The 24,341-nt window shown below is 48.6% G+C and carries 25 protein-coding genes; 9 read left to right on the forward strand and 16 right to left on the reverse strand.

The annotated features are described in order from the left end of the window. Positions 1–26: 26 nt before the first annotated feature. Positions 27–896 (forward strand): bile acid:sodium symporter family protein, encoded by an 870-nt coding sequence (locus tag EA392_08785; protein TVR38560.1) that lies wholly within the window; start codon positions 27–29, stop codon positions 894–896. After that, positions 893–2,092: a hypothetical protein gene (locus EA392_08790; protein ID TVR38561.1), complete on the forward strand. Its 1,200-nt coding sequence runs from the start codon at positions 893–895 to the stop codon at positions 2,090–2,092. Before EA392_08785 ends, EA392_08790 begins: the two co-directional genes overlap by 4 nt. A 4-nt stretch (positions 2,093–2,096) precedes the next feature. On the opposite strand, the gene EA392_08795 is transcribed toward EA392_08790, so the two are convergent. The 6 genes from EA392_08795 to EA392_08820 are packed head-to-tail and all read right to left on the reverse strand — an operon-like array spanning position 2,097 to position 7,099. Then, positions 2,097–2,561, reverse strand: a complete 465-nt coding sequence (locus EA392_08795; protein TVR38562.1) for a DUF2147 domain-containing protein — start codon at positions 2,559–2,561, stop codon at positions 2,097–2,099. Between the two features lie 18 nt (positions 2,562–2,579). Further along, on the reverse strand, positions 2,580–3,074 hold the full coding sequence (locus EA392_08800; protein ID TVR38563.1) for a hypothetical protein: 495 nt from the start codon (positions 3,072–3,074) through the stop codon (positions 2,580–2,582). 55 nt (positions 3,075–3,129) lie between these two features. After that, positions 3,130–3,474 carry a tetratricopeptide repeat protein gene (locus EA392_08805; GenBank protein ID TVR38564.1) on the reverse strand — a complete coding sequence of 115 codons (345 nt, stop codon included), beginning with the start codon at positions 3,472–3,474 and terminating at the stop codon, positions 3,130–3,132. Then, entirely contained in the window at positions 3,449–4,414 is a 966-nt protein-coding gene (locus tag EA392_08810) for an ABC transporter ATP-binding protein (protein TVR38565.1), read from the reverse strand. Before EA392_08810 ends, EA392_08805 begins: the two co-directional genes overlap by 26 nt. Beyond that, on the reverse strand, positions 4,411–6,075 hold the full coding sequence (locus tag EA392_08815; protein TVR38566.1) for an iron ABC transporter permease: 1,665 nt from the start codon (positions 6,073–6,075) through the stop codon (positions 4,411–4,413). Before EA392_08815 ends, EA392_08810 begins: the two co-directional genes overlap by 4 nt. Next, a complete protein-coding gene (locus EA392_08820; protein ID TVR38567.1) occupies positions 6,059–7,099 on the reverse strand; it encodes a Fe(3+) ABC transporter substrate-binding protein in 1,041 nt (346 codons plus the stop codon). Before EA392_08820 ends, EA392_08815 begins: the two co-directional genes overlap by 17 nt. A 246-nt stretch (positions 7,100–7,345) precedes the next feature. Here EA392_08820 and EA392_08825 point away from each other — a divergent pair, with 246 nt between their 5' ends. Further along, on the forward strand, positions 7,346–9,217 hold the full coding sequence (locus tag EA392_08825) for a PAS domain S-box protein (GenBank protein TVR38568.1): 1,872 nt from the start codon (positions 7,346–7,348) through the stop codon (positions 9,215–9,217). Beyond that, positions 9,192–9,575 (forward strand): response regulator, encoded by a 384-nt coding sequence (locus EA392_08830; protein ID TVR38569.1) that lies wholly within the window; start codon positions 9,192–9,194, stop codon positions 9,573–9,575. The genes EA392_08825 and EA392_08830 overlap by 26 nt, the downstream gene beginning before the upstream one ends. 9 nt (positions 9,576–9,584) lie before the next feature. On the opposite strand, the gene miaA is transcribed toward EA392_08830, so the two are convergent. The 6 genes from miaA to EA392_08860 are packed head-to-tail and all read right to left on the reverse strand — an operon-like array spanning position 9,585 to position 14,864. Next, positions 9,585–10,505, reverse strand: a complete 921-nt coding sequence (gene miaA, locus EA392_08835) for a tRNA (adenosine(37)-N6)-dimethylallyltransferase MiaA (protein ID TVR38570.1) — start codon at positions 10,503–10,505, stop codon at positions 9,585–9,587. Continuing rightward, positions 10,502–11,047, reverse strand: coding sequence for a hypothetical protein (locus tag EA392_08840; GenBank protein TVR38571.1), 546 nt, complete (start codon positions 11,045–11,047; stop codon positions 10,502–10,504). Before EA392_08840 ends, miaA begins: the two co-directional genes overlap by 4 nt. Positions 11,048–11,088: 41 nt before the next feature. Beyond that, a complete protein-coding gene (locus EA392_08845) occupies positions 11,089–12,516 on the reverse strand; it encodes an HD domain-containing protein (protein TVR38572.1) in 1,428 nt (475 codons plus the stop codon). 3 nt (positions 12,517–12,519) lie between these two features. Then, positions 12,520–13,080, reverse strand: coding sequence for a threonylcarbamoyl-AMP synthase (locus EA392_08850; GenBank protein TVR38573.1), 561 nt, complete (start codon positions 13,078–13,080; stop codon positions 12,520–12,522). Then, positions 13,077–14,051 (reverse strand): glycosyltransferase family 9 protein, encoded by a 975-nt coding sequence (locus EA392_08855; protein ID TVR38574.1) that lies wholly within the window; start codon positions 14,049–14,051, stop codon positions 13,077–13,079. The genes EA392_08850 and EA392_08855 overlap by 4 nt, the downstream gene beginning before the upstream one ends. Then, positions 14,052–14,864, reverse strand: coding sequence for a 2,3,4,5-tetrahydropyridine-2,6-dicarboxylate N-succinyltransferase (locus EA392_08860; GenBank protein TVR38575.1), 813 nt, complete (start codon positions 14,862–14,864; stop codon positions 14,052–14,054). A 67-nt stretch (positions 14,865–14,931) separates the two neighbouring features. Between EA392_08860 and ruvX the strand changes: the two genes are divergently transcribed. The 3 genes from ruvX (at position 14,932) to EA392_08875 (ending at position 16,584) form a co-directional block, all read left to right on the forward strand. Beyond that, positions 14,932–15,354 carry a Holliday junction resolvase RuvX gene (ruvX, locus tag EA392_08865; GenBank protein TVR38576.1) on the forward strand — a complete coding sequence of 141 codons (423 nt, stop codon included), beginning with the start codon at positions 14,932–14,934 and terminating at the stop codon, positions 15,352–15,354. Between the two features lie 73 nt (positions 15,355–15,427). Then, positions 15,428–15,997, forward strand: coding sequence for a peptide deformylase (locus tag EA392_08870; protein ID TVR38577.1), 570 nt, complete (start codon positions 15,428–15,430; stop codon positions 15,995–15,997). 20 nt (positions 15,998–16,017) lie between these two features. Next, entirely contained in the window at positions 16,018–16,584 is a 567-nt protein-coding gene (locus tag EA392_08875; protein ID TVR38578.1) for a hypothetical protein, read from the forward strand. A gap of 90 nt (positions 16,585–16,674) precedes the next feature. Here EA392_08875 and EA392_08880 read toward each other — a convergent pair whose 3' ends face one another. From EA392_08880 to EA392_08895, 4 genes are all read right to left on the reverse strand, one after another. Next, positions 16,675–17,589 (reverse strand): T9SS C-terminal target domain-containing protein, encoded by a 915-nt coding sequence (locus EA392_08880; protein TVR38579.1) that lies wholly within the window; start codon positions 17,587–17,589, stop codon positions 16,675–16,677. A gap of 160 nt (positions 17,590–17,749) precedes the next feature. Next, positions 17,750–18,235, reverse strand: a complete 486-nt coding sequence (locus EA392_08885; GenBank protein ID TVR38580.1) for a 6,7-dimethyl-8-ribityllumazine synthase — start codon at positions 18,233–18,235, stop codon at positions 17,750–17,752. A 53-nt stretch (positions 18,236–18,288) separates the two neighbouring features. Then, complete coding sequence (locus EA392_08890) at positions 18,289–18,975, reverse strand: hypothetical protein (protein TVR38581.1); 687 nt, start codon at positions 18,973–18,975, stop codon at positions 18,289–18,291. 103 nt (positions 18,976–19,078) lie between these two features. Continuing rightward, positions 19,079–22,594: a gliding motility-associated C-terminal domain-containing protein gene (locus tag EA392_08895; protein TVR38582.1), complete on the reverse strand. Its 3,516-nt coding sequence runs from the start codon at positions 22,592–22,594 to the stop codon at positions 19,079–19,081. A gap of 278 nt (positions 22,595–22,872) precedes the next feature. On the opposite strand from EA392_08895, the gene EA392_08900 reads away from it, so the two are divergent. Next, positions 22,873–23,982 carry a DNA replication/repair protein RecF gene (locus EA392_08900; GenBank protein ID TVR38583.1) on the forward strand — a complete coding sequence of 370 codons (1,110 nt, stop codon included), beginning with the start codon at positions 22,873–22,875 and terminating at the stop codon, positions 23,980–23,982. Next, positions 23,966–24,262 (forward strand): DUF721 domain-containing protein, encoded by a 297-nt coding sequence (locus tag EA392_08905; protein ID TVR38584.1) that lies wholly within the window; start codon positions 23,966–23,968, stop codon positions 24,260–24,262. The genes EA392_08900 and EA392_08905 overlap by 17 nt, the downstream gene beginning before the upstream one ends. Positions 24,263–24,341 lie beyond the last annotated feature (79 nt).

Here is a 24,341-nt window from a genome sequence, read left to right on the forward strand (position 1 = left end):
TTGCCGGGCACTAATCAAAGTGATGTATGGAAGAAAGTATCTTAACCGCTGTTTTTTTGCCACTTGCGCTTGCCTTTATCATGGTTGGCATGGGGCTTTCGCTTACGCCCGGTGATTTCAGGCGCGTGGTGGCTTATCCCAAAGCGGTAACGATTGGCATCATTTGCCAATTGATTTTACTGCCGCTGGTGGGCTTCCTGCTGGTTTCGCTTTTTAAACTGGAGGGTGCTTTGGCCGTTGGGCTGATGATTATTGCGGCATGTCCGGGAGGCGCAACATCCAACCTGATTGCGCACCTCAGCCGGGGAGACACTGCCTTGTCCATATCTCTCACCGCGGTATCTTCCACGCTGGCCGTGGTAACCATCCCGTTGATTGTGAATTTCTCCATAGGCTATTTTGGTGAAGAGGGAAGCGTAATGCTACCGGTGGTAAAAACCATTGCTCAGATTTTTGTCATCACCCTGATTCCTGTTGCCATTGGAATGTATATCCGGAAAAAGCGCCCGGGTTGGGCCGATGCCGCCGATAAACCCGTGCGGTGGATGTCGGCCGTATTTCTTGCCCTCATCATCATCGCTGCCATGGTAAAAGAGCGCGAGAACCTGGTGGCATTCTTCCGGTTAATGGGGCCGGCAACACTTGCGCTGAATCTTGGGATGTTGCTTGTTGGGTATGTGCTGGCTACTGTTTTTATGCTGAGTAAAAAGCAGCGTATTACCATCAGTGTTGAATCGGGCATACAAAACGGTACACTCGGTATTTTTGTGGCTGCTACATTGCTTAAAAATTCAACCATGACCATTCCGAGCGCCATTTACAGCCTGATTATGTTTATGACTGCCGTGCTGGTTATTGTGATCAGTACGCGAAACAAGCCTCAAGAGGGATTGTGAGTTTGCTGCGAAACCTGTGGCGGTTCTTGTTGTTGCTTGAAAGTGCTGTTATTTTTAGACCCAAAATGCAAACTATGTTCGCTAAATACCTTTCCGCTGTTTTGATGTTGCTTTTCATCACGCCTGCTTTTGCCCAGGTAGAGGATGACGACGATGATGATTTTGATTTTTCGGAGTTTGAATTGGCGGCACCTCCGTCAAAGAGTTTTTGCAACAACAAGGTGTTGGGGCAGATTCCAACAACGCTCGTTGGATTTAATTACGACTATCAGTTTCCGCACGATTTATCCGTGATGCCTCCCATCGGAGGAGAAGGTTTTTTTCCCGAGCAAACAGCCGGGATTTCACCCTCGCAGGCTTTCAATTTCCAGGGAAATTTTCCCATCGTTTCCCGAAACAACATCCTTATCAACCTCAACACCATTTTTCATCATCAGTCGTATGCTTTTTCCGGCAACGACAGCCACCCGTTGATGCAAAGCCTTGGCCGCCACGGACTGACCCGATCAGCAGTGATGGGTACGGTGTTTAAGCCGCTGAACGACCGTCATTTTATTCTGGCTCAGGTAGGTGCTGAAGTAAACGGCGATTATGTTTTTAATGATGCCGGCGATGTCTTCGGTTCGGTTCGCATGCCTGCCGCTGTGCTATTCGGATGGAAGCCGCACGACCGTTTGATGTATGCTTTTGGACTGTCTCGCACCTACATCGGTGGATCGCTCAACTACGTACCGGTTGTTTATTACTACCACACTTTCAAGAACCAGAAATGGGGAATAGAGGCGCTTTTGCCCGCGCGGGGTGCCTTGCGCTACAGGTTCAATAGCCTGTCTGTGCTTTTGCTTGGCTTTAACGCAACGGGTGCCAGCTACAGCCTGAACAGTTTTGATGCCTATGCCCAGTCCTTTGGGATACCCCAGCAAGGTGAATTGCCGGGCTTTAACGATTTACTGAGTAGCGCCCGAAATGTAGAACTGCGCCGCTCGGAATTGCGACTCGGCTTAACATTTCAGCGCTCAATCGTGGGCTTTTTCTGGCTGACGCTTGATGCAGGTTACCGCGTAAACTGGAGTTATGGAGTTGACCAGGGAGGAGATTTTCTCCGCTTCTTTGGTGACAATACACCGTACTTTCTGGAAACGGAGCTGCGCAATACGCCATACATCAGCGTAGGCATCAGCTACATGAGCCCGTAACTGCTTACTCGCCTTTTTTCTTGAGACGGGTCCACACGTCGGTGCGGCCAAAAACTGCGGTACCCACATATCCGCGCACCTCAATTTTGTTCTCGTCCACCAGTTCAATCTTGCAGTTGTAGGTGGTGCCGTTTTTGGGGTCGTAAATGGTACCGTCTTTCCAGATTTGGTCTTTCTCATCAAACACAAAATCTTTCAGTACCCGGTATCCTTTAAGTGGAGTTGAACGCAGCGACTTGTCGGGGTTGTTTTCATCCACGCGCGGGTTGCCTTTTTCGTCGAGCGGTTCTTTGAGCCAAACCACTTTTCCGTAGAATTTATTCCCGATTTTCTCAATTTTGATGTAACTGCGCCCGTCGCTGGGCTGCCATACTCCGGTGAGTTGATCTGCCTCAGCCTGAGCCACTGCGGTTCCGGCGAAAAGCGAAAACAAAAAAGTGATTAATGTGATGGGAAGTACAGATTTCATGGGTTTGGGTATTTGTTGTTATTCGTTGTGATGGATACTGAAACGCAATTTTCCTGCCACAGTCATGTCGTCCATGAGGTCTTCACTGATGTTTAAATCCAGCACCCAGGTGGTTCCTTCATCGTTCAGGTAGGGCACCAGGTTCATTTTTTCGGCGAGGCTGAGTTTGAATCGGGTTCCCTCAGGCAAAGGGCTGAGCGTTCCAATGGTCAAAAGACTGTGATTGTTGCTCACCACCTGCAGCAAGAGACTTTCGGTAATGGCCGCATCTTCTGTACCCATCTCCAGCGTAGCTTCCGCAATACCCACTGTTTTGATTTTGCTTTTCTCGATTCCGGTGGCCTTTGCCAACTGGTCGAGGTTCAGATTGGCGGGCATCTGAAGGGTGTTGGAGCCTTCAAACAGCATTTCGCCGGTGAGCTCGAGCAGTTCTTCGTGTTGATCGTACACCGCAGTGGTGGCGCATCCGTATAGTGTTGCCAGCGCAACGGCCAGCAAAGCTGTTTTTCTCATGGTTGATGGCTTGTTAATGGGTCGTAAAAATAACGAATCACGAGGGAGTTGGTTCTTAGTCCTCGAGGAGCATAATGGCCTCCTGCAATTCGCCTAGTGTTTTTGCATCCTGTTTTTTTTGCGCGATGGTCAATCCGCGGTGGTACACCTTCATGGCCTCGTCTGCATCGCCTGACTCTTCGAGCAGTTTGCCGAGTTGGTAATAGCTCCCCAGGTAGTCAGGGTCGTGGGCAACGAGATTTTGGAGGGTCTGGAGCGCCCGTTTCATTTCGCCGGCTTTGCGGTATTCGAGCGCAGCGGCGTAGCGCAGAAAGGAATCATCAGGGTTGGTCTCCAGCATTTCTTCAATCATGCGGAGTCTGTTCCTTGGAATGTCAGAATCGGAGTAAGTGTTTGTCATCGTAAAACAGGTTAACCTCGCTCCCGGGTTGCAGAACTTCCTGCTCCCTGAAGATAAACTCAAAGTTACCTGATTTCAGCAAATAGGCATAACTGGTTCCTTCAAACCGACGATCGAGCACCTGCGCCCTCATTTTTGATTCGCTTCCCCTTACGCTTAGTTTCTCAGGGCGAATCATGATTTTCTTTCCGGCTACCGTGCTTCCGAGTTCAACTACAGGGCCTGTTAATTTGGCAACGTACTCATTCACCGGCTCGTTGTAAATCTTTTCGAAGGGTGCTTTTTGCAGAATCTGTCCGTCTTTCATCACAGCCAGTTCATCACAAAGAGCAACTGCGTCCTGAATGTCGTGGGTAACAAGTACCGCTGCAGTTCTCGTAGTGCGAAGCAAATCGTGCACCTGTTGCCTGAGCTGGCTGCGCAGGGTAACGTCCAGGTTGCTGAAAGGCTCGTCGAGCAACAACAAACGCGGTGAAGTAGCCATGCAGCGCGCAAGTGCCAAACGTTGCTGCTGACCGCCGGACAGTGCACCGGGTTTTCGCGATTCCAACCCCTCCAGATTGGTGAGTGAAATCATCTGGCGGGCAATTTCCCGCCTGCGGGTTTTGTCTTTTTCGCGAACCCCGAACAGAATGTTGTCCATGACCGTGAGGTGAGGAAACAGCGCAAAATCCTGAAATATCATTCCGATATTCCGTTCACCGGGAGGTACCATCACCTCCTCCGAAACTACAGTGGTTCCATCTACCCGAACCACACCTTTTTCGGGTACTTCAAAGCCGGCAATAATCCGCAGCAGCGTGGTTTTGCCGCAGCCGCTTTCTCCAAGCAGACCCAGCACCTTACCCTTGTCCAGGGTGATGTTTGCTCCATGCACTGCCGGCAGCTCCTTGCCTGCAAATGACTTACTAACTCCTGTTACTTCCAGTGCAGGTATCATTTGGACTTGATAAGGTGATGGATGAGCAAGATGGGAACAATTCCCGAAACCACAATCAGCAAAGAGGCAGGTGCCGACTCGCGCAACATCTCGTCGTTGGCATACTCAAAAGCTGTGGTGGCGAGCGTATCGTAGTTAAAGGGTCTTAAAATTAATGTGAGCGGAAGTTCCTTCATCACATCCACAAAAACCAAGAGAAAAGCTGCGAGAATAGCGGGTTTCAATACGGGAATATTCACGCGAAAAAGTGTGTACAAATGTCCTTTTCCGAGCGACCGCGACGCCTCGTCAAGATTGCTGCACTGCTGCTCAAAGTTGCCCTCCAGCGGATTAACTGATACGGCCATAAACCGAATGAGATAAGCATACACCAGCGCGGCAATGGTGCCCGTAAACAGGATTTGTGTGTGCACCGAACCGAGTGCATGGGCAAGAGATTCCAGAAAGTGCTCTGCTCCGGCGGCTGCTACCATTACGCCAACGGCAATCACAGCCCCGGGAATAGCATAGCCCAATGAAACCACTCTTTTCACCAATGTGCCTGCAAGCGTCCGGTTAATCCGGCTGCTGTAGATAAATACCAGCGAAAGCACCACAATCAGCGTAGCAGCCAGTAAGGCGAGGCTCACCGAATGCCACACAATTTCACCGAAGCGGGTGCCCTCCATCCGTGGCCATGTTATCCATGAATCGGAAACAATCTTCAAGAATGGAATAAGAAAACCAAAGGCAAAAGGAACCAAACACGCTAAAGTGAAGAGCCATTTGCGGGGTCCGATTACTTTGAGCGATGCACTTTTTTTGAGTCCGGTATTGCTCGCAAAGCGCGAGCGTTGAATTCGCTTTTCAACCAGAAAAAGCAGACCCACAACCAGCATGAGCACAGCCGACAGTTTGATGGCTGCTTCCAAATCGCCCAATGAAAACCAGGCCTTGAATATGCCGGTGGTAAACGTATTGATTCCAAAATACTTTACGGCTCCGTAATCGTTCAATACTTCCATCATTACCAGAAACAAGCCCCCGGCTATGGCCGGCCTTGCCAATGGCAGGGCAATTTGGTAGAAAATGCGAAAAGGCTTGTTGCACAAGGACGAGGCAGCCTCAAATATGGATGCCGACTGCAACTCGAATGCAGCCTTTGCGGGTAGGTACACGTATGGAAATAACACCAGTCCTAGGGTGATGGAAAGCGTGCCGATGTTCATCGTGTCGAAGTAAAGTGACTGAGCTAGTTCAGGTCCACCCCATAGGTGCAGTGTTCCGTAAATAGGCCCGGTAAACGATAGGATGCCGGCATAGCTGTACGCTACAATATAGGATGGGAGCGAAAGAGGCAGAATGAGGGCCCATGAAAGCCATCCTTTTGCAGGAAAATCATATCTGCTGATAAACCATGCACTTCCTACTCCCAACACCAGCGCAATGGCACCGGTAAACGCACAAAGCAATATGGAATTGGCCGTGTACTGAAAAAGCAGGTTGTTTACAATATGCTGCCAGGCTGGTGTGCCGGGCAGAAACATGCGCAGCAACACAAGCAGAAGAGGAATGGAAAAAATGATCCCCAGCAGCACTGATGTGAGCAGCCAGCCCGGTGCCACAAACAAGCGCGTTATGCGGCGGTAAGAGGAGAGGATGGCGTTACTTCCAGCCGACACGATCAAAAATTTCTACTGCCCGGGAGTTGTGTATGCCCAATAGGCTCAAGTTCATCGTGTCTTGTTTAAACTCACCCCATGATTGAAGCAATTCTGATACAGGAACACCGGGCTTTACAGGGTACTCTGAGTTGGCCTCAGCAAAGAGCTCCTGAATATCGTCTCTGGAGAGGAATTCAAGCAACTTAACGGCATTCTCGCGGTTGGGTGCATGGGCGGTAACACCTGCGCCGCTGATGTTGATGTGCGTGCCGCGGTCGTTCTGATTGGGAAAGAAAATGCCGATATTCTCTACAGCAGCACGCTCTCCGGGTTCATCGCTCTGAATGAGTTTACCGAGGTAATAGCTGTTCACAATGGCAACATCCCCCAGTCCGGACGCAATGGCAATCACCTGATCGCGATCATTTCCTTTGGGTTTACGTGCCAGATTGTTCACAATGCCGCGGGCCCAATTTTCGGCAGCTTCGTCTCCTCCGTGCGCCACCATTGACGAAAGCAGCGATTGATTGTAGATATTATCCGAGCTTCTCACCAGGATGCGGCCTTTCCATTTTTCTGAAGTGAGGGCTTCATAGGTAGAAAGGTCATCGGGTTTCACCCTGTCTTTGGCATATACCAACATTCTGGCGCGCACAGTTTGCCCAAACCAGTAGTTTTCGGAGTCGCGCAGATATGACGGAATGTTTTGTTCCAGTTTGGGCGAGGAAACAGCCTGAAGCAGGTTTTTTGTTTTTGCCAACACCAGGCGGCCGGCATCTACAGTCACCAACAAATCAGCCGGAGATTTTGCACCTTCGTTCTCAAGGCGGGTAATAAGTTCGTCAGCTCCGGCTTTTACTACATTTACCCTGATACCGGTTTCGGACTCGAAACGGTTAAAAATGACCTGATCTACCTCGTAATGGCGATGCGAATACACATTAACCACTTGTTCGGTAGCACTTTGTTCTTGGCTTTCAGATTGGGTTTCGTTGCACGCAGCTATGGAAAATGCCAATAAGGCGATTAGGAATAAACGCATTGTATTGTTTTTTGAGCTGCAAAGATAGGGGTATGTGCAGGTTCTGAAATACCGTAATTGTGGTATGATGTAGTCTGCTATAATCGTCTTGAAATAGGCTTTGATTAGCTTGACCTGATATTTTTGGTGGAACAGTTGTTTTGGATGGCCGATTTTGAATTAAACGCCAATAGATTTCAATACGTGTTTTGCTATATTTGGCCAAAGCAAGAAGCATAAAGCCAACCAAACTCATTTAACCCCTACATGAATACGGAAGCGTTCAAGCAAATTCTGGATTGCGCAAATGAGGTTGTTCACGTTTTCGACGAGTCAGGTAAGTTGCTTTATGTTAATAAGATGGCGGAATTTCGTACTGGTGTTTCTGCACAAAGTGTTGAAAATCATTCGTATTTTGATGTCGAAACCACACTTGAAAAAAGTGAGCAATGGGCCTCGTGGCTGAAAGTCAGTAGAGAAAGAATTAATGAGACTTTCAGTGGTGAATACAGGAACCTGAAGAGTGACGAAACCTTTCCTGTTGAAATAAACATTTGTCTGGTTACCTTTGAAAACAGCTTATGGTATGTTGCTTCCGCACGCGACATTCAGGGGCGCGTTGAAACAGAACGGGCACTTGCCGAAAGCAAAGAAGCCCTGGAGCAGACAAGTAAACTGGCACGGGTAGGTGGATGGGATTTAGACCTTGTGAGAAGCCGGCTTTATTGGACTGACATGACCAAGGAGATTCATGAGGTTCCTCCTGACTACGTTCCGGATTTTCAAACAGCGGTGAATTTTTACAAAGAAGGAGAAAGCCGTGATGCTATTGTGAATGGATTGAAGGGTGCCCTGGAGGAGGGCGGACCCATGGGGGTGAAGGAAGTACAGATTGTTACGGCCAAAGGTAATGATTTGTGGGTGAGGGCGGTAGGGGATATAGAGCGCGACGAAAATGGAATCCCCATGCGAATTTATGGTTCGTTTCAGGACATTGATGACCAAAAAAGGACAGAACTTAAACTCGAAGAAAGCCTCAGGCTGCTATCCGACCTTACCAGCAATATGCCGGGTGCGGTATATCAGTTTGAAATTGAACCTGAAGGTACTGTGAAGTACAATTTCGTAAGCTCAGGAATCTCGCGCTTGTACCCAAATCTGGAGTTGCCCAACCAAGGCCGGCTTGAAGAGTTACTCGGGAAAATTGTTTCTCCGCTTGATTTTAGACGGGTGCAGTTGGCTATTTTGCATTCGGCCAAGAGTTTGGATTCGTTTCACGTAGAGTTCAGACATCCTAACCTCAAAATGCTTCGTTGGTTTGAAAGCTCTGCCCAACCTAAACGAAACGAGAAAGGTACATTGATTTGGCACGGCTACCTGCAGGACATAACAGACAGAAAAAGGCGCAGGGCAGAGTTACAGGAATTTGTGGATGTTACCGCCGAGCAAAACAAGCGGCTGCTCAACTTTACCTACATTATCTCGCACAATATTCGTTCGCATGTTGCCAACCTTCTTGGGATAATCGCCATTCTGGATGATGACAGTGCAGATGTCAAAAACCATTTTCTACCTCTCATGCGCCAGTCAGTTGCCAACCTCGATGAGTCTATCAAAAACCTGAACGAGGTAGTGAGCATTCAAACAAGGGTGGGCTTAAACATGGCTGTGGTCTCACTGCGAGAATGGGTAAACAAAACAATCATGAACCTGAGGGTTGCCATTGAAGATTCGGGCGCAATGGTTCAGAATGAAGTTGCAGAAGAATTCACAATCTACACAAACCCCGCATACATTGAGAGTGTTCTGCTTAATATTATCAGCAATTCCATTAAGTACCGGCATCCGGATCGCACCGCAGAGATCTCTGTTTATGCTTCTAAATCGGATGACCAGGTTATGATTGAGGTCGTTGACAACGGTTTGGGCATAGACATGGAAAAGTACCGTGATGTGGTGTTTGGAATGTACAAAACATTTCACGCTCACCGCGACTCCAAAGGCCTGGGCTTGTACATAACCAAAACCCAGGTGGAGGCATTGGGGGGAAGAATTCAAATGGAGAGCGAAGTGGGCAAGGGAACCCGCGTAACAGTAACATTTAAGAATCGCCATGAACCGAGTTTGGATCATCGATGATGACACAATTGCTTCAGCCATCGCAAAGCACCTTTTGGGCCGTCATCAGGCATTTGAACTGATGGCTGAGTTTACCTGTGGAGCCGACGCGGTGGATGTACTGCAAAATGGAGAAAAACAACATCCCGATGTTATTTTGCTTGACCTCAACATGCCTGTGATGAGCGGTTGGGAATTTCTTGATTTTCTCAGTGAAAACTCAGGCTTGCAATCTATTCCGGTAGTAATTTTTACGAGTTCCATAGATCCCAGAGATCGGCTGAGGGCACGGGATTATCCAGTGGTTATTGGCCACTTTGTGAAGCCTATTGATATGGGTACCCTCAATGAAATCAACAGTTTGCTTAACCGACGCTAAGCATTAGGCCTAGGGTGATTTCATGCAAAGTTCAACGTGTTTCAGGATGTCTGACCAATCGGAGGGATAAAACCACCGTACATCCAGGTTTTTTTTAAACCAGGTCATTTGCCGTTTGGCAAATCGTCGGGTGTTGACTTTTATCTTCTCAATCGCTTCCGTTTCGCTGCAATTTCCTTCAAATGCTTCGAACAACTCCTTGTATCCCACCGTTTGGAGTGCGTTGTAATGACGTAATGGGTAGAGAGCCCGGGCTTCGGCCAAAAGTCCTTGCTCAATCATGTGGTCAACCCGCTGGTCAATTCTTTGAATCAATGCTGCTCGTGGCAGGTTAAGGCCTATGGCAATGGTTTGAAAAGGTCTGGGTTTGGCTTGCCTGGTGAGAAACGAAGAGTAGGGCCTTCCGGAAACCACACAAACCTCCAGGGCGCGTATCATGCGTTGATGATTATAAAGGTCAATGCGCTGATGGGTTTCAGGGTCGAGTCGTTGAAGCTCGTTCTGAAGGTATTCGATTCCGCGGTCGTGAAAATTGGCAATGAGCTGGTTGCGAATATCAATATCCGATGGGTGCTCGTCCAGACCGTGCGTCACAGCCTTCACGTACAGTCCCGACCCTCCGGTAAGCACCGCAACCGGGTTTTGTTGGTGGATTTTATCGATGCAGCGCAAAGCATCAACCTCGTAATCGCCGGCGCTGTAGTCGTCTTTTATGCTCAGCTGAGCCACAAAATGGTGTTTGGCCAATTGCAGCTCCCCGGCAGAGGGAGCAGCCGTTCCAATAGGCATTTCCCTGAAAAACTGGCGTGAATCAGCCGATACAATTTCAGTATGAAAATGTTTGGCAAGATCAATACTCACGCGTGTTTTGCCCACGGCTGTGGGTCCCACCACAACCAATAAATACCGCTTATTTGGTTGGGAGCTCAGAATGAATCGCGGTCGCTTAACGAGTCCAGATCGTCTGAGTCGATATCATCATCGAAATCGTCAAAGTAATCGTCTTCATCTCCTTCATCACCGTCGTAATCGGTTTCAATTTCAAAGTCCATATCCTTGGAGCCCTCCTCAGGGGCGTCACCCAGAGCCATGGCTACGCGAGGGTAGGTCATTTCGTTGAGCTCCGGGCTGATTTCAACCATCTCCACAAAAAAGCCCCACATCCTCAAAAAGTCGTAGATGTAGATTAATTTTTGCCCGGTTTTGCGAATCAGTTCACCAATTTTTACCTGCCCCATGGAGTAGAGCTGGTCATCGTCGCCGTAGTTCATGTCCATGAGCGGCAGCTCTTTGCCTTTTTCCCAGTCGTCGTTGCTGAGGTAAAAAGAAGCCATCTCCTTGGCACTGAAACCAAAGGCTTCCTGAATGGCCAGATGCAGTTGCTCAAAGGTGTTTTCGGGCTTGATTTCAATGTCGCGAAAAACCTCCAGCTCAGTGTCGAGTAGCACGCGAAACTTGTAGATATTGGGCATAATGTCTTGGTAGATGGACGTGTAAAATTAACAAATGGCTTTTATCCTTGATTTTTTTTGGACGGGATTTGCAAATTTAGCTTTTCGGCATAGGCAACCATAAACCGGTATGCAGCATCGTAATCATTGGGAATATCGCCGTCGAGAATGGCATCCTTAATGGCGTTCTTAATCTGGCCGATTTCAGGCCCGGGTTTGAGCTGAAAGGTCTCAATGATCTCTTTGCCATCAATGGGGGGCTGCCAGTTTCGGATGCGGTCTTTTTCTTCAACCTCCACAAGTCGCTTTTTTACACGCTCGTAGTTTTCCAAGTAGCGCTTAACCTTGGCTTCATTTTTTGAGGTGATATCTGCTTTGCATAAAGTCATTAAATCGTCCAGGTCGTCACCGGCTTCAAAGAGCAAACGCCTCAATGCAGAGTCGGTTGCTTCTTCTTTGGTGAGGGCAATGGGCCGGAGATGAAGCAGCACGAGCTTTTGCACATACTTCATTTTGTGGTCGAGAGGTAGTTTGAGCCGTTTAAAAATCTTAGGCACCATCAAAGCTCCACGGTCTTCGTGTCCGTGAAAAGTCCAGCCGGCACCTTCAAAAAATCGTTTTGTTTCAGGCTTGGCAATATCATGGAGTAAGGCAGCCCATCTTAGCCAAAGATTGTTGCTCTCATCCGATACATTGTCAACTACCTGAAGAGTGTGGTAGAAATTGTCTTTGTGCGCTATTCCGTTTTTAACTTCCACACCATGAAGTTTGACAAGCTCCGGTAAGAACTGATCCAGCAAGCGTGTTTCAAAGAGAAGGTTTAAGCCAAGAGAGGGTTTTGGAGATAACAATATCCTGTTAAACTCAGTAGAGATGCGCTCGCCCGAAACGATTTCCAACCTTGGGCTGTTCCTTCGAATGGCTTTCAGCGCTTTGCTGTCAATTCTGAAGCCGAGTTCACTGGCAAAACGCACGCCCCGCATCATGCGCAAGGGGTCGTCTGAGAATGTGATGTCGGGGTTGAGGGGCGTTTTGAGTAGTTTCTTTTCCAGATCCTGGAGTCCGCCAAATGGATCCACCACTTCCCCAAAATCACCAGGATTGAGCGAAATGGCCAAAGCATTAATGGTAAAATCACGTCTTTGTTGATCTTCTTCGAGCGTTCCGTCTTCAACAATGGGTTTGCGGGAATGTGCGCGGTAGGATTCTTTCCGGGCTCCAACAAATTCAATTTCATATCCTTGGTAGCGGAACATGGCGGTTTTAAAATTCTTGAAAACCGTCACCTTTTCAACGCCCAGTGCTGTTGCAACCGCTTCGGCCAGGCTACTGCCGCTTCCTTCGCACACAATGTCAATGTCTTTGTCGCCACGCTCCAATAGAAGGTCGCGCACAAAACCGCCAATAACGTAAGCCTTTTCGTTGAGCTTTACAGCTTGTTCAGAAATGGTTTGGAAAACGGGGTGCCTAAGCTGGTGTGAGAGGTTCATGAATCATCTTATCACTTGAATCTCCCCGTTAAGAGCCACTTTTATGATATCGGAAGGTTGGGGAAGCATGGTTTCCTGACGTCGCAAATTTACGGCATAATCAACGCCGTCCAAAATGACCTGACCGATGTCGGAAAAACTTTTGGGTGCAGGTTGGCCGCTGATATTGGCCGAAGTTGAAACAATGGGCACATTGGCCTGCTGAATGAGCTTTTCGCAAAACACATCTTTGGCCATACGAATGGCTACTGAGCCGTCATCGCCCATCACTTTTGAAGATACTCCTTTACCGCCGGGGTAAACGATGGTGAGAGGTCGTTTGGCAACGTCCATCAAATCCCACGCAATGGCGGGAACTTCATGTACGTGACGATTAATACGGGCGTCGCGCTCAACCAAAAGAATGAGACCCATTTTATTTCCACGGTTCTTGATGTCCAGAATTTTCTGTACAGCCTCGTCATTGGAAGCGTCGCAGCCAAGACCCCAGATGGTGTCGGTAGGGTAAAGGAGTACCCCCCCCGAGCGCATGCACTCAACGGCTTTTTCTATTTCTTCTTTCATGGTGTTGGGAACTGCTTAGCGTTAATCGTTGTGGCACACTTAAAATGACCTTCCGGACATTGTCCGTGGCCGTGAAGCCCACAGGGTCGGCAATCGAGCTTCTCAGTAGTTTCAATAACATGTGATTGATCGGATACCGGCCCGAAACCAAAATTGGGCACAGTAGAGCAGAAAACTGCCGCAACCGGGGCGTTCATGGCAGAGGCCAGGTGCATGGGGGCAGAATCGTTTACGTAGTTCATAGCAGCATATTTCATCAGGGCCGCCGACTGAAGCAACGATAATTTACCCGCAAGATTCACCACATTGTTCCGTTCGCAGTCTTCCGCAATGCGGTTGCACAAATCGCTGTCCGCCGGGCTGCCCAGCAGATAGATCTTAACCTCTCGGTCAATGGTCTGACACAATTTTACCCACCCCTCTGCGGGGAACTGCTTCGTAAACCAAACCGACGCCGGAGCTACACATACAAAGGGCTGGCTTCTATATTGCCAAATTACTTGCTCGTCCTCAGCCGATACCTGTATTTCGGGTCGCGTAAGAGCTAAGTCGTTAGATACCAGTTCGAGGTTTCGTTCAATTTCGTGTTTGCCGTTACCCACTTCGTGGTTCACTTTTCGCGTGTAGCAAAACGAGAATGGATTCTTGTTGAATCCGACCTTATATCCTGCACCCGAAAACCAGGTGATAAACCCCGAAGTGCCAAACCGATGCAGGTTGAACACGGCGTCGAACTTTAATTTGCGAACCTTGGTGGCGACTTTCAACAGGTTGAGGTACTTGCCCTCTGTTTTGTCCCACACCAGTACCTCTTTCACATGGGGGTGGTGGCGCAAAAGCGACTCATTGCCTTTACGCACCAAAAATGAAATGGCAGCATCAGGATAGCGGCTTTTGAGAGCTGAAAGGATGGGCGTGGCCAATATTACATCGCCAATAAAAGCGGTTTGTATGATGAGTATGTTTTTCAATCAGACGGCAACATTGAAATCACGCAGGGCGTCGTTCAACGATGTTTTTTTGTCGGTACTTTCTTTACGCGTTCCGATAATCAATGCGCATGGAACCTGATAAGTGCCGGCAGGAAATTGTTTGGGCAGACTTCCGGGAATGACTACCGAGCGGGGAGGAACTTCGCCGCGAAATTCTTTGGGTTCACTGCTGCTCACGTCAATAATGCGGGTAGAACCTGTGAGCACCACATTGGCACCCAGCACAGCTTCCTTTCCAACTCTTACTCCTTCTACCACAATACAACGCGAGCCGATAAACGCATTGTCTTCAATAATGACCGGCGAAGCCTGCAGGGGCTCCAGTACACCGCCAATACCCACTCCGCCGCTCAGGTGTACATTCTTGCCGATTTGCGCACAAGAACCTACGGTGGCCCAGGTGTCAACCATGGTTCCACCATCCACGTAGGCCCCGATATTGACGTATGAGGGCATCATGACCACGCCCTTCGCAATGAATGCGCCGTAGCGGGCAACTGCGTGCGGAACAACGCGCACACCTGCGTCACTGTAATTGCGTTTAAGCTTCATTTTATCGTGAAACTCAAAAGGCCCCACTTCAATCACCTCCATTTGGCGAATGGGAAAATAGAGCACCACGGCTTTTTTTACCCATTCATTTACCTGCCAGCCTTCTTCAGTGGGTTGTGCACAACGTAACTCCCCGCAGTCTATGCGGGCAATGACCTCCTCAATGGCTTGTTGATATTTGGATTCTTTGAGAAGTTCGCGATTCTCCCAGGCTTCTTCTATGAGTTGACGCATGCGGATGGGTTTTGTGGCAAAGATATCTGAATGACGCTAAAGCCTGACCAGCTTATTTTGGTTACTTTGCGGCATGGGCAGAATTGTGGCCATTGACTACGGAAGAAAACGAACGGGTATTGCCGCTACCGATGATCTTCAGCTTATTGCTAGTGGGGTTACCACTGTCAGCAGTCACGATTTACTTGTGTGGTTGGGAAAATACTTTGAACAACATAAAGTAGATACCCTGGTGGTGGGCGACCCGGTTGATTTGCGTGGTAACCCTGCAGAAGTTTCGCCTCAGGTGAATGCTTTTGTAAGGTCTTTTGAGCGCAGGTTTCCCCATGTGAAGGTGGTGCGTGTTGACGAGCGTTTCACCTCCAAAATGGCATCACAGAGTATGCTGCAAAGCGGATTAAAGAAAAAAGACAGGCAAAACAAGGCGTTGATAGATGAAATCAGCGCCACGCTCATTCTTCAATCCTACCTCGAATCAGTTGGAAGGGTAGGTTAACCCTAGTTACCTGCACACCTCCTTTGTTTTTCAGTGTGGGGGCATAGTTGTAACTTTGCGTCAAATCAACAGAATGATACTTCCCATTGTACCTTACGGAGACCCCGTACTCAAGCGGCGCGCTGTAGATATTGACGAAGGTTATGACGGTTTGAATGAGCTGATTGAGAACATGTACGAAACCATGTATCAGGCTCATGGCGTTGGATTGGCGGCACCTCAGGTGGGTCTGTCTATTCGGCTTTTTGTGGTGGATGGTGCCCCTTTTGCGGAGGATGAGGAAGATGCTGAGGACTTGAAAGACTTTAAAAAGGTATTCATCAACCCCGAAATTATTGAAGAAAGCGGAGATGCCTGGGGCTTTGTAGAGGGGTGTTTGAGTATCCCGAACATCCGCGAAGAAGTGGTGCGAGAAGAGGACATTTTGATTCGGTATCTGGACGAGAACTTTAAACCGCACGAGGAGAAGTTTTCAGGATACCGGGCGCGGATTATTCAGCACGAGTATGATCATCTGGAAGGTGTATTATTTACAGATCGAATTTCGCCTTTGCGCCGCAGAATGTTGCGGGGCAAGCTCAACGACATAACCCGGGGTAAAACAGATGTGAGCTATCGCATGCGTTACCCGGTGAAAGCTTAACCAAACTTAAAATAATAAGAATGAAAACCAACATTGTAGCGTTTCTGCTTGGTGCGATTTTGATTACTGCCTGCGGAGGCTCAGCGAGTGAGCAGGAGCAAGCCAAAAATGAAATGGAGTCGCTGGCCCACAGAATTGATTCCTTGGAACAGGTTCTTTTCAGCCATGAGTCGAGGGTTGATCGGGAGGCAGCAGCTCAGCTTCTTCAGTCGTACATCAAATTTGTGGATACCTATCCGACAGATGAACGCGCACCACATTTCCTCTACAAAGGAGCTGGAATTGCGCGCGGTGTTGGGGTGCACAACCGGGCCATTGAAATGTACTTCCGCATTCTGGATGATTATCCGGATTTTGGTAAAGATCCTGAGATATACTTTTTGATAGCTTTCACGCTCGACAATGACGTAAAGGACATTGAAGGAGCCAAGGGTATGTACAACGAGGTAATTGCGCGTTTCCCGGATCATGAGTTTGCAGTTCAGGCTGAAGAGCGCCTTAAAACCATTGACCTCACCGATGAAGAACTTATTGAGCTCTTTATGCAGCGCAATGCGGAAGCCGAAGCGGGAGCTGCAGGAAGCTAGATGAAATTTAAGGCTCAGACACAGACTGTAGGATAAAATAAACGCCCTCTCAATTTTGAAAGGGCGTTTTTCATTGCTATAAGCAGTTAGTTAGCGGACTATCAGCTTAAAATTGCGCTCAAACTTTTCAGAAGAAAGATTGACCATGTACAACCCGCTGTTGAGTCCATTCAAAGCCAGTGTGTGCAATTCGTTTCCAACAAGAGTCTCGTTTCGAAGTAATTTACCGCTCAGGTCATACATCTGCATGTGCACTTCGTTTTCCAGGCCATTCAGGTTGACTTGAAAATGGGTTGTGGCGGGATTCGGGAAAATCGAAACGTTGTGAAGCAGGTGCCCGGCAGTAGAAGTAGGGTCTTCCGTTTCGAATTCTGCAACCACATCATCAATGTAGTAACGGTTGTTGTTGTTGATGGAGTAAAAGTTAACACCACCCAAGGTGTTGAAGTACATCGCTGTGGTATAAACAGGAAGGTCGTTAATGTAAACGTCCATCAGAGCAGCATCCAAATCAATATCATGAAGGACTGAAAACCACTCTCCTTCGGGATAGCTGAAAGTGCCCAAAACGGTGTTTCCGAGTTTTATGGCAGCAATTCCCGGACTGTTTCCATTTTCATTGAAGTACACATTAAAATTCCAACCAACGCCCGGCGTTTCGCTTGATTGATGGTTGTAGTAAGCAGTTTTACCGGCAGGAATCAACATGTTCCATCCAATGTTTATTGCACCAGATGAATAGTCATCTCCAAGAAGCAAAATCACATCTTCAACACCGCCCTCCGCAACGCGAAGGGAGTGAGGCGCACTCGCAAATTCCTCTTCCACAACAAAGCATTCCATACCACCTCCCGGGTTCATGTCCCAGGTTATCCATTGGTCGGTTTGTGTGGTGAGAGGACCAGGTTCATAATTGTCAAAATCATCATAGATGTTTTGACCTTGTACATTCATTGAAAAGCACGCAGCCAATGCCACGCTCAAAACAGATAATTGATTTTTCATGGGTGATAGATTTTAGGTTAATGTTCACCCAATATTAAGAAAATCAAATGATTGCGAGGGGTGTTTTGCTAGTACCGTTTGACGAACGGCATTTTTTCAGTATGATTCGATAGCAAAACCGTAGGTAACGGAATTTATAAAAGTGCTAATAACAATAGAATTACAGCCACTTCAAAGCAATCATCTTCACAGCGGCAACAGCGCATTCTACGCCTTTGTTTCCGTGCTTACCACCTGATCTTGCCCGGGCCTGGTCTATGTTGTTGTCGGTGAGTACGCCAAATATAACTGGCGCGCTGTGCTTGATTCCCACTTGCATAATGCCCTGAGCAGTGGCGTTGCACACAAACTCAAAATGGCGGGTTTCTCCCTGAATCACGCTACCCAGCGCAACCACGCCGTCTGCTCCGGCACCTTCAATAAGCCACTCGGCAACAAGGGGCAACTCAAAGCTGCCAGGTGCATAGCGAACAATGATGTTCTCTTCAAGCACACCCATTTTGAGCAAAGCCTCTTGTGCTCCTTGCAAGAGGTTGCTGGTGATTTCGATGTTCCACTCCGATACGGCAATCCCCACACGCATGCGCTCTGTGCCTTCAACGGGACTCAGGTCGTAATCCGACAGGTTTTGGTTGGAAGTAGCCACGTGGTTTATTTCATAAAAAAGGCCCGTTAAACAGGGCCTTTTGGGTATCTCGATTATCCGGCAAATGCCTCAGCACGCGCAATGTATTTGTCTATGCTGCGGGCTTCGGTAGAGTCGGGGTATTTCTTTTTGATATCCTTGTAAAGCGACAGCGCCTTGCTGAAGTTGCCAAGTTCCTCGTAAACCAGGGCAGCCTTCATCATGTAAATAGGTGCGGTAAACTGATTGGCCGAGTGGCTGGCAGCTTTCTTAAACTGGCTCAGGGCTTTTTCATAATCGCCCAACTCAACGTAGCAATCGCCGATGGCACCAATAGCAACTGCTCCGGCCACTGCATCGTCTAATTGACCTTTTCTTAAATGATCGATGGCAAGCTCGTACTCACCTTGCTGCAAATAAATCAAACCTATGTAGTAGTTGGCTACTGTTGCATAGTTGGTCAGTCGGTAATTGTCAGCGATTTCCAAAAAGCCGAAGTGGTTACCATCTCCATATAAAGCCAAATCCAGAGAATCTTGCTCAAAGTAGAACTCAGCTTTCCATATCAGCTCGGAAGCTTCCTGTTCCAATGGAAAAAGGTAGAGACGCGTAAACCCGAAATAACCGGCAAACAATACAAAAATTGCACTGGCAATGATGGTCAGTGTTTTGCGGTTCTTCTCAATATAGGCCTCTGTTTTGTCGTATGCTTCCTGCACATCCAGAATGGGTTCGTCAGAGGGCTTGTTTTTCTTGGCCATGGTTGCAAATTTGAGCGGCGAAGATAGTTAATTTTTGAAAGCGGAAAATATCATGGCCTCAAATGGAAAAAGTCATACCGGTCAATCAAGGGAGGTCATGTTTCTAGCGCAGCACGGTTACGGTACCAACAAACTCACGCACCTCTTGCGTTGAAGCTGATTGCGCGATAACCTTCACCACATAGACTTCATCGTGAACAAAGTGTGAACTTGTTCCAAGATGACTCCCATTCCATTTTTCAAAAAGATTGTCCGTAGAAAAAACCAATTGCCCCCAACGATTGAAAATTCTCATGCTGAAGTGGTCGGGATCTATGTCCTCTCCCTGAACAAAAAACAGGTCATTGATGCCGTCTCCGTTGGGTGAGAATGCATTGGGGATATACACCACAAATTCCTCTCTTACCTCGAACTCGGCACAGCCTATATCGCTGCAGCCCCATTCATTCCAGGTGTACAGACAAACAGGATAAAAGCCGGGCTTGTCGGCAAATTCAATGACCGGATCGTTTTCTGTACTTGTTCCAAATTCGTGGAAATCCCACACAAAGGATGTATGCCCGATACTCTCATTGAAAAACTGCACAGGTCCATCATAAATACTGGCAACGCGTGGGCTTGCAGTAAATCTTGATTTGGGTGAAGGCAGTACAGTAATTTCAAAGTAGTAGATGCTGTCGCAGCCACTGGGGGTTTGAAAAACATCAGCGTAGGTGCCTGATTGGGTGATAATCTGCCCTTTGAAGGTAACGTATTGCTCGCCGGAGCAAATACTATCAATAACTGTAGCAGAAAAAGTTGGTGCGATGGAAATGGTGAGATTGATAATCGAGTCACATCCATGCACGCTGGTAAATTCAAGCACGTAAAACCCATCTTGCGATATGGCGCTTCCATCCGGGCCTATGTATGTCTGATTGTCGCAAACGATGATGGTCTGATCAATGTTGTACTCCGGAAAAATGGCGAGGTTATACAAAACAGTGCTATCGCAGCCAAAAATGTTGCTGTACATCTGCGGGTAGCTACCCGCTTCCGAAATTTCTGTGCCGTCGGGCAACGTGTAGGACTCTCCCGGGCAAATTCCTACCGGAATGTTCACCTCAGAAGTGGGGTGCACGGTGAGGGTCACCTGTACGGTGCTGTCGCAACCATGAACTGATGTGAAGTTAAAGGTGTAGTTTCCGCTTTGACTCACCAGACTGCCGTCGGGCATGGTATACTGCTCTCCGGCGCAAATTACCGGATTGAGGTTGGTTACGAACGTGGGAAATACGATAAGTTCAATCGTATAAAGGGTGTCGCAAAGTCCGCTTCCGGCGGCCGCTGTATAAGTTCCAGTTTGATTCACCACCTCACCATCAGGAAGTGTATAGTTCTGATTATCGCAAATGCTGGCTTCGATGCTTACAGCAATGGTTTCGATTACATCGAGGTTCACCGTTACCGTGCTGTCGCAACCAAACTGCGTAAAGAGGTCAAATACGAATTGGCCGGAAACCTCCGTCGCACTGCCATCGGGCAGGGTGTAGGTCTCACCTTCACAAATTACAGCTTCAATGAGCGTAGATTCCAGAGGATGTACAGTTACAGTTGTGGTAATAACACTGTCGCACTCCAGCACAGTCTGTAATTCTGAAATATAATTACCGGCTTGACTCACAGTGTTTCCATTGGGCAGTGTGTAGCTTTCTCCCTCACAGATGGAAACCGCTTCATTCAAGTCGTAAACCAGTCCTACTGTGAGGTTGGTTATCACGAGCGAGTCACAACCCAAAACGGATGTGAACATGGTTTCATAGGCACCTTCCTGGCTCGTGGTGGTGCCATCGGGCAGGGTATACGATTCACCTTCGCAGATCACGGCCTCGGTAATGGTTTCAAAGTTTTGATCAATCACAGAGATGGTCACCTCATCCGAAGCCGTACACCCGTTTTCATCGGTTACTGTCAGGGTGTAAGTAGTGGTCTGCCCAGGACTGGCTATAGGTGTTGGAGAAGTCGGGTCATCAAGACTGTCTTCGGGTGTCCAGCTAAAAAGTTCTGCCGTTTGGCTGCTTCCATTGAGTGCGATGCCTGTGTTGGGGCAAATTTCAAGGTCTGTGCCGGCATCTACGTCAGGATCGGGAAGCACCGTTGCCGTTAACTCTGCGGTTTCGCTGCAGCCATTTTCGTCGGTCACAGTAACTGAGTAGGTGGTACTTTGAGCGGGTGATGCAATCACCGTGGCCTCGTTGTTCACGTTAAGCCCTGTTGCCGGCGACCACTCATAAGCCACTCCTCCAGAGGCAGTGATTTCCACAGAACCATCGATACACAGCTTGGGGTCTTCCGGCTCAAAAGTAACGACGGGTACGTCATTCAAGCTAACTGTTACTTCCGTCTCGTTTTCGCATGTACCTATCGCCCCAACCACCGAATAGGTCTGGGTGGCGGCCGGTGAGGCCTCTACGCTGGCACCCTCAGTGGCAGAAAGACCTGTTGCCGGCGACCATGTGTAGGTTTCTGCACCGCTTGCCGTGAGGGTGATACTTTCGCCGGGGCATATACCGGGTTCGGTCGGGATCACGCTAATTTCCGGTAAGCTGATGACAGTAACTGTAACAGAAACGGTGTCGCTGCATTCCTCATTTTCACCTGTAAGAAGATAGGTTTGGGTTTCTTCGGGAGAGGCAACCACAACAGGCCCGGTGGTAGTATCAAGTCCAATGGCCGGCTCCCATGTGTACTCGTCGGCACCGCTTGCTGTGATGGTGATGGACTCACCTTCACAAATGATGGCAGATGCGGGTTCAACCACCAGTTCGAGCCCAAGGCCCACAGGTGTAATCGTAACGTATCCGTGTCCGGAATTGGTTCCTTGCGAACAACCTCCTCCGGCGGGAATCAGGCTCGAACCTCCTCCACCTGCACCACCGCCAAGTGTTCCGGATGCAAAGCAGTCGCTACCGCCGCCGCCGCCGCCATATAAGCCGCCACCACCGCCACCACCGGGTCCAACATTGTGGCAAGGGTCGGTGCCGCCTGCACCGCCATTGCCCAGCGATCCTGCCTGCCCGGCGTTACCACTGGCAATCCAGGGAGGACCCCCGTTTCCGCCGGCATTTACGCTTGCGCCAAAACCACCCTGACCAAACGGGCTGTTTCCATTTGTTCCGTTGGGACACCCACCTACACCGGCCACAGCGTTGGTGTTACCTCCACCCATGCCGCCTCCGCCGCCAGCAACAATTACCCGGTTGCCCAGCGCATAAGGTTCAATTCTCACGTCCGATGCTCCGCCACCACCACAGGCAATATTGCCCGCACCATTGGCATTCGCCCCAAAACCGCCACCATTCCAGCCTGAGGCCGGACAGGCTCCCTGACCTCCCACATACACCTGAAGCACTTGCCCGGGAGTTACGGCGATGGTGGCTGTTACCACTGCACCATTACCGCCATTACCGCCACCACCCTGCGCGCCGGCTGCCACCACCTCAATCTCATTCACACACGGAGGCACAGTGTAGGTCTGCACGCTGCCGGTAAAGTTGAAGGTTGTGGTATTTTGAGCCAACAGCAGGTTCACTGCCAAAATCAATGGCAGTAAAAACAGGAAACGAAGATGCTGATTCATTTGGTTATGTGCAGGTTAGCCGCTTTTGGCTTGAGGTTCCAAGAGGCGCATGCGTTTCATCTCGTCAAACAAGGCAGTTTTACCCCCGCTTCACAAGGATGATGTTCGCACCTCTAAGACTCTTTAACCATATAAGCGTTGCCTCTGCAAGGATACTAAAATAATTTGTAGCGGTATGACGGCTTGTTAACGTGAACGCTACATTTTGGAATTAAATTTTTGAGAGCAAGGTGCCGTTTGGTGGGTGAACCTTGGTCATTTTTTCCGAGCTTTGTGGGGTGTATCTCCAAAGCCTGCAACTTGTAAACTTTAAGAACTGTCCGTCTGGAACTTTCAGCTTTGAGCCGGGTGTGAACTGCTTTGTGGGCGAGAATGGTGCCGGAAAGACCAACCTGCTGGATGCCATCTATTACCTGTCACACTGTAAGAGCTACTTCAATCCTGTTGATTCTCAAAACATTTACCACGATGCGCCTTTCTTTGTGGTGGAGGGTAGTTTTGTACTGAATAACGTAGAAGACACGGTGTATTGCGGTGTAAAGCGAGGGCAGAAAAAAGTTTTCAAGCGGGGAGGTAAGGAATATTCGCGACTGAGTGAGCACATTGGCAGGTATCCTGTGGTTATCGTATCCCCTTATGACAAGGATCTGGTATATGAAGGAAGCGATGTGCGAAGAAAGTTTATGGACGGAATTCTGGCTCAGTTTAACAGCCTTTACCTCGATTCATTGATTCAGTACAACAAAGCCTTACAGCAGCGAAATGCCCTGCTTAAGTATTTCTGGGAGAACCGTCGCTTTGACTTGGAAAGTCTGGAGGTTTGGGATCAACAGTTGATTGAAACCGGGACTGTTCTTTACGAAGCTCGTCGTGCTTTTATGGAAGCCTTTACGCCTGTTTTCAACCAAATTCATGAAAGAATCAGTGGTGGAAAAGAAGATGTTACGCTGGAGTATGATTCACAACTTCATGATGATTCATTTGAAGACTTGCTCGAATTACACAGGGATCAGGACAAGCAGCGGCAGCATTCTACTGCCGGGTTGCACAAAGACGATTTGCGCCTGAATATTGACGGTCATCCGCTCAAGAAATTTGGTTCTCAAGGACAGCAGAAAACCTTTTTAATTGCGTTAAAGCTGGCCCAATTTGCGTTTATCGCTGAAAAGAAAGATTGTAAGCCCATTTTGTTGCTGGATGATGTGTTCGATAAGATTGACGATCACCGCGTGCGCCACCTGATGGAGCTTGTGTCTGAAAACAATTTCGGGCAGATTTTCGTGACAGATACGGATTTGAAGAGGGTCCCGGGCATTTTTGAGGCCATTGGCGCACCTGGAAAAGTGTTTGAACTTCAAAAAGAATCGAAGCATGTCGAAGTTCAGTAGTAACGAGCACACTCTGAAGGATGCCATTCAACGGCTGCTGAAAACCTATGAACTGGAGCAGGGGCTTGATGAAGCGGGTATCGTAGCCTCCTGGGAAGAAGTGGTTGGAGCCCCCATCGCACGCAAAACAAACGAGCTGTTTTTCAGAGGGAGAACCCTCGTAATACGTTTGGATTCCTCCGCGCTACGACATGAACTGAGTATGCAGAAAGAGCAACTACGCACCCTGCTCAATGAGCACGCAGGCAAAGAAGTGGTGAAAGCCATTGATATTCGATAGTTGCTGCCGCTTACGTACCTATTTTTCCGGTGATGTAGCCTTCATCAAATTATAAACGCCATTTTGTACCTTGCGGCGA

Source organism: Cryomorphaceae bacterium, assembly GCA_007695365.1.
GTDB lineage: Bacteria > Bacteroidota > Bacteroidia > Flavobacteriales_D > SKUL01 > SKUL01.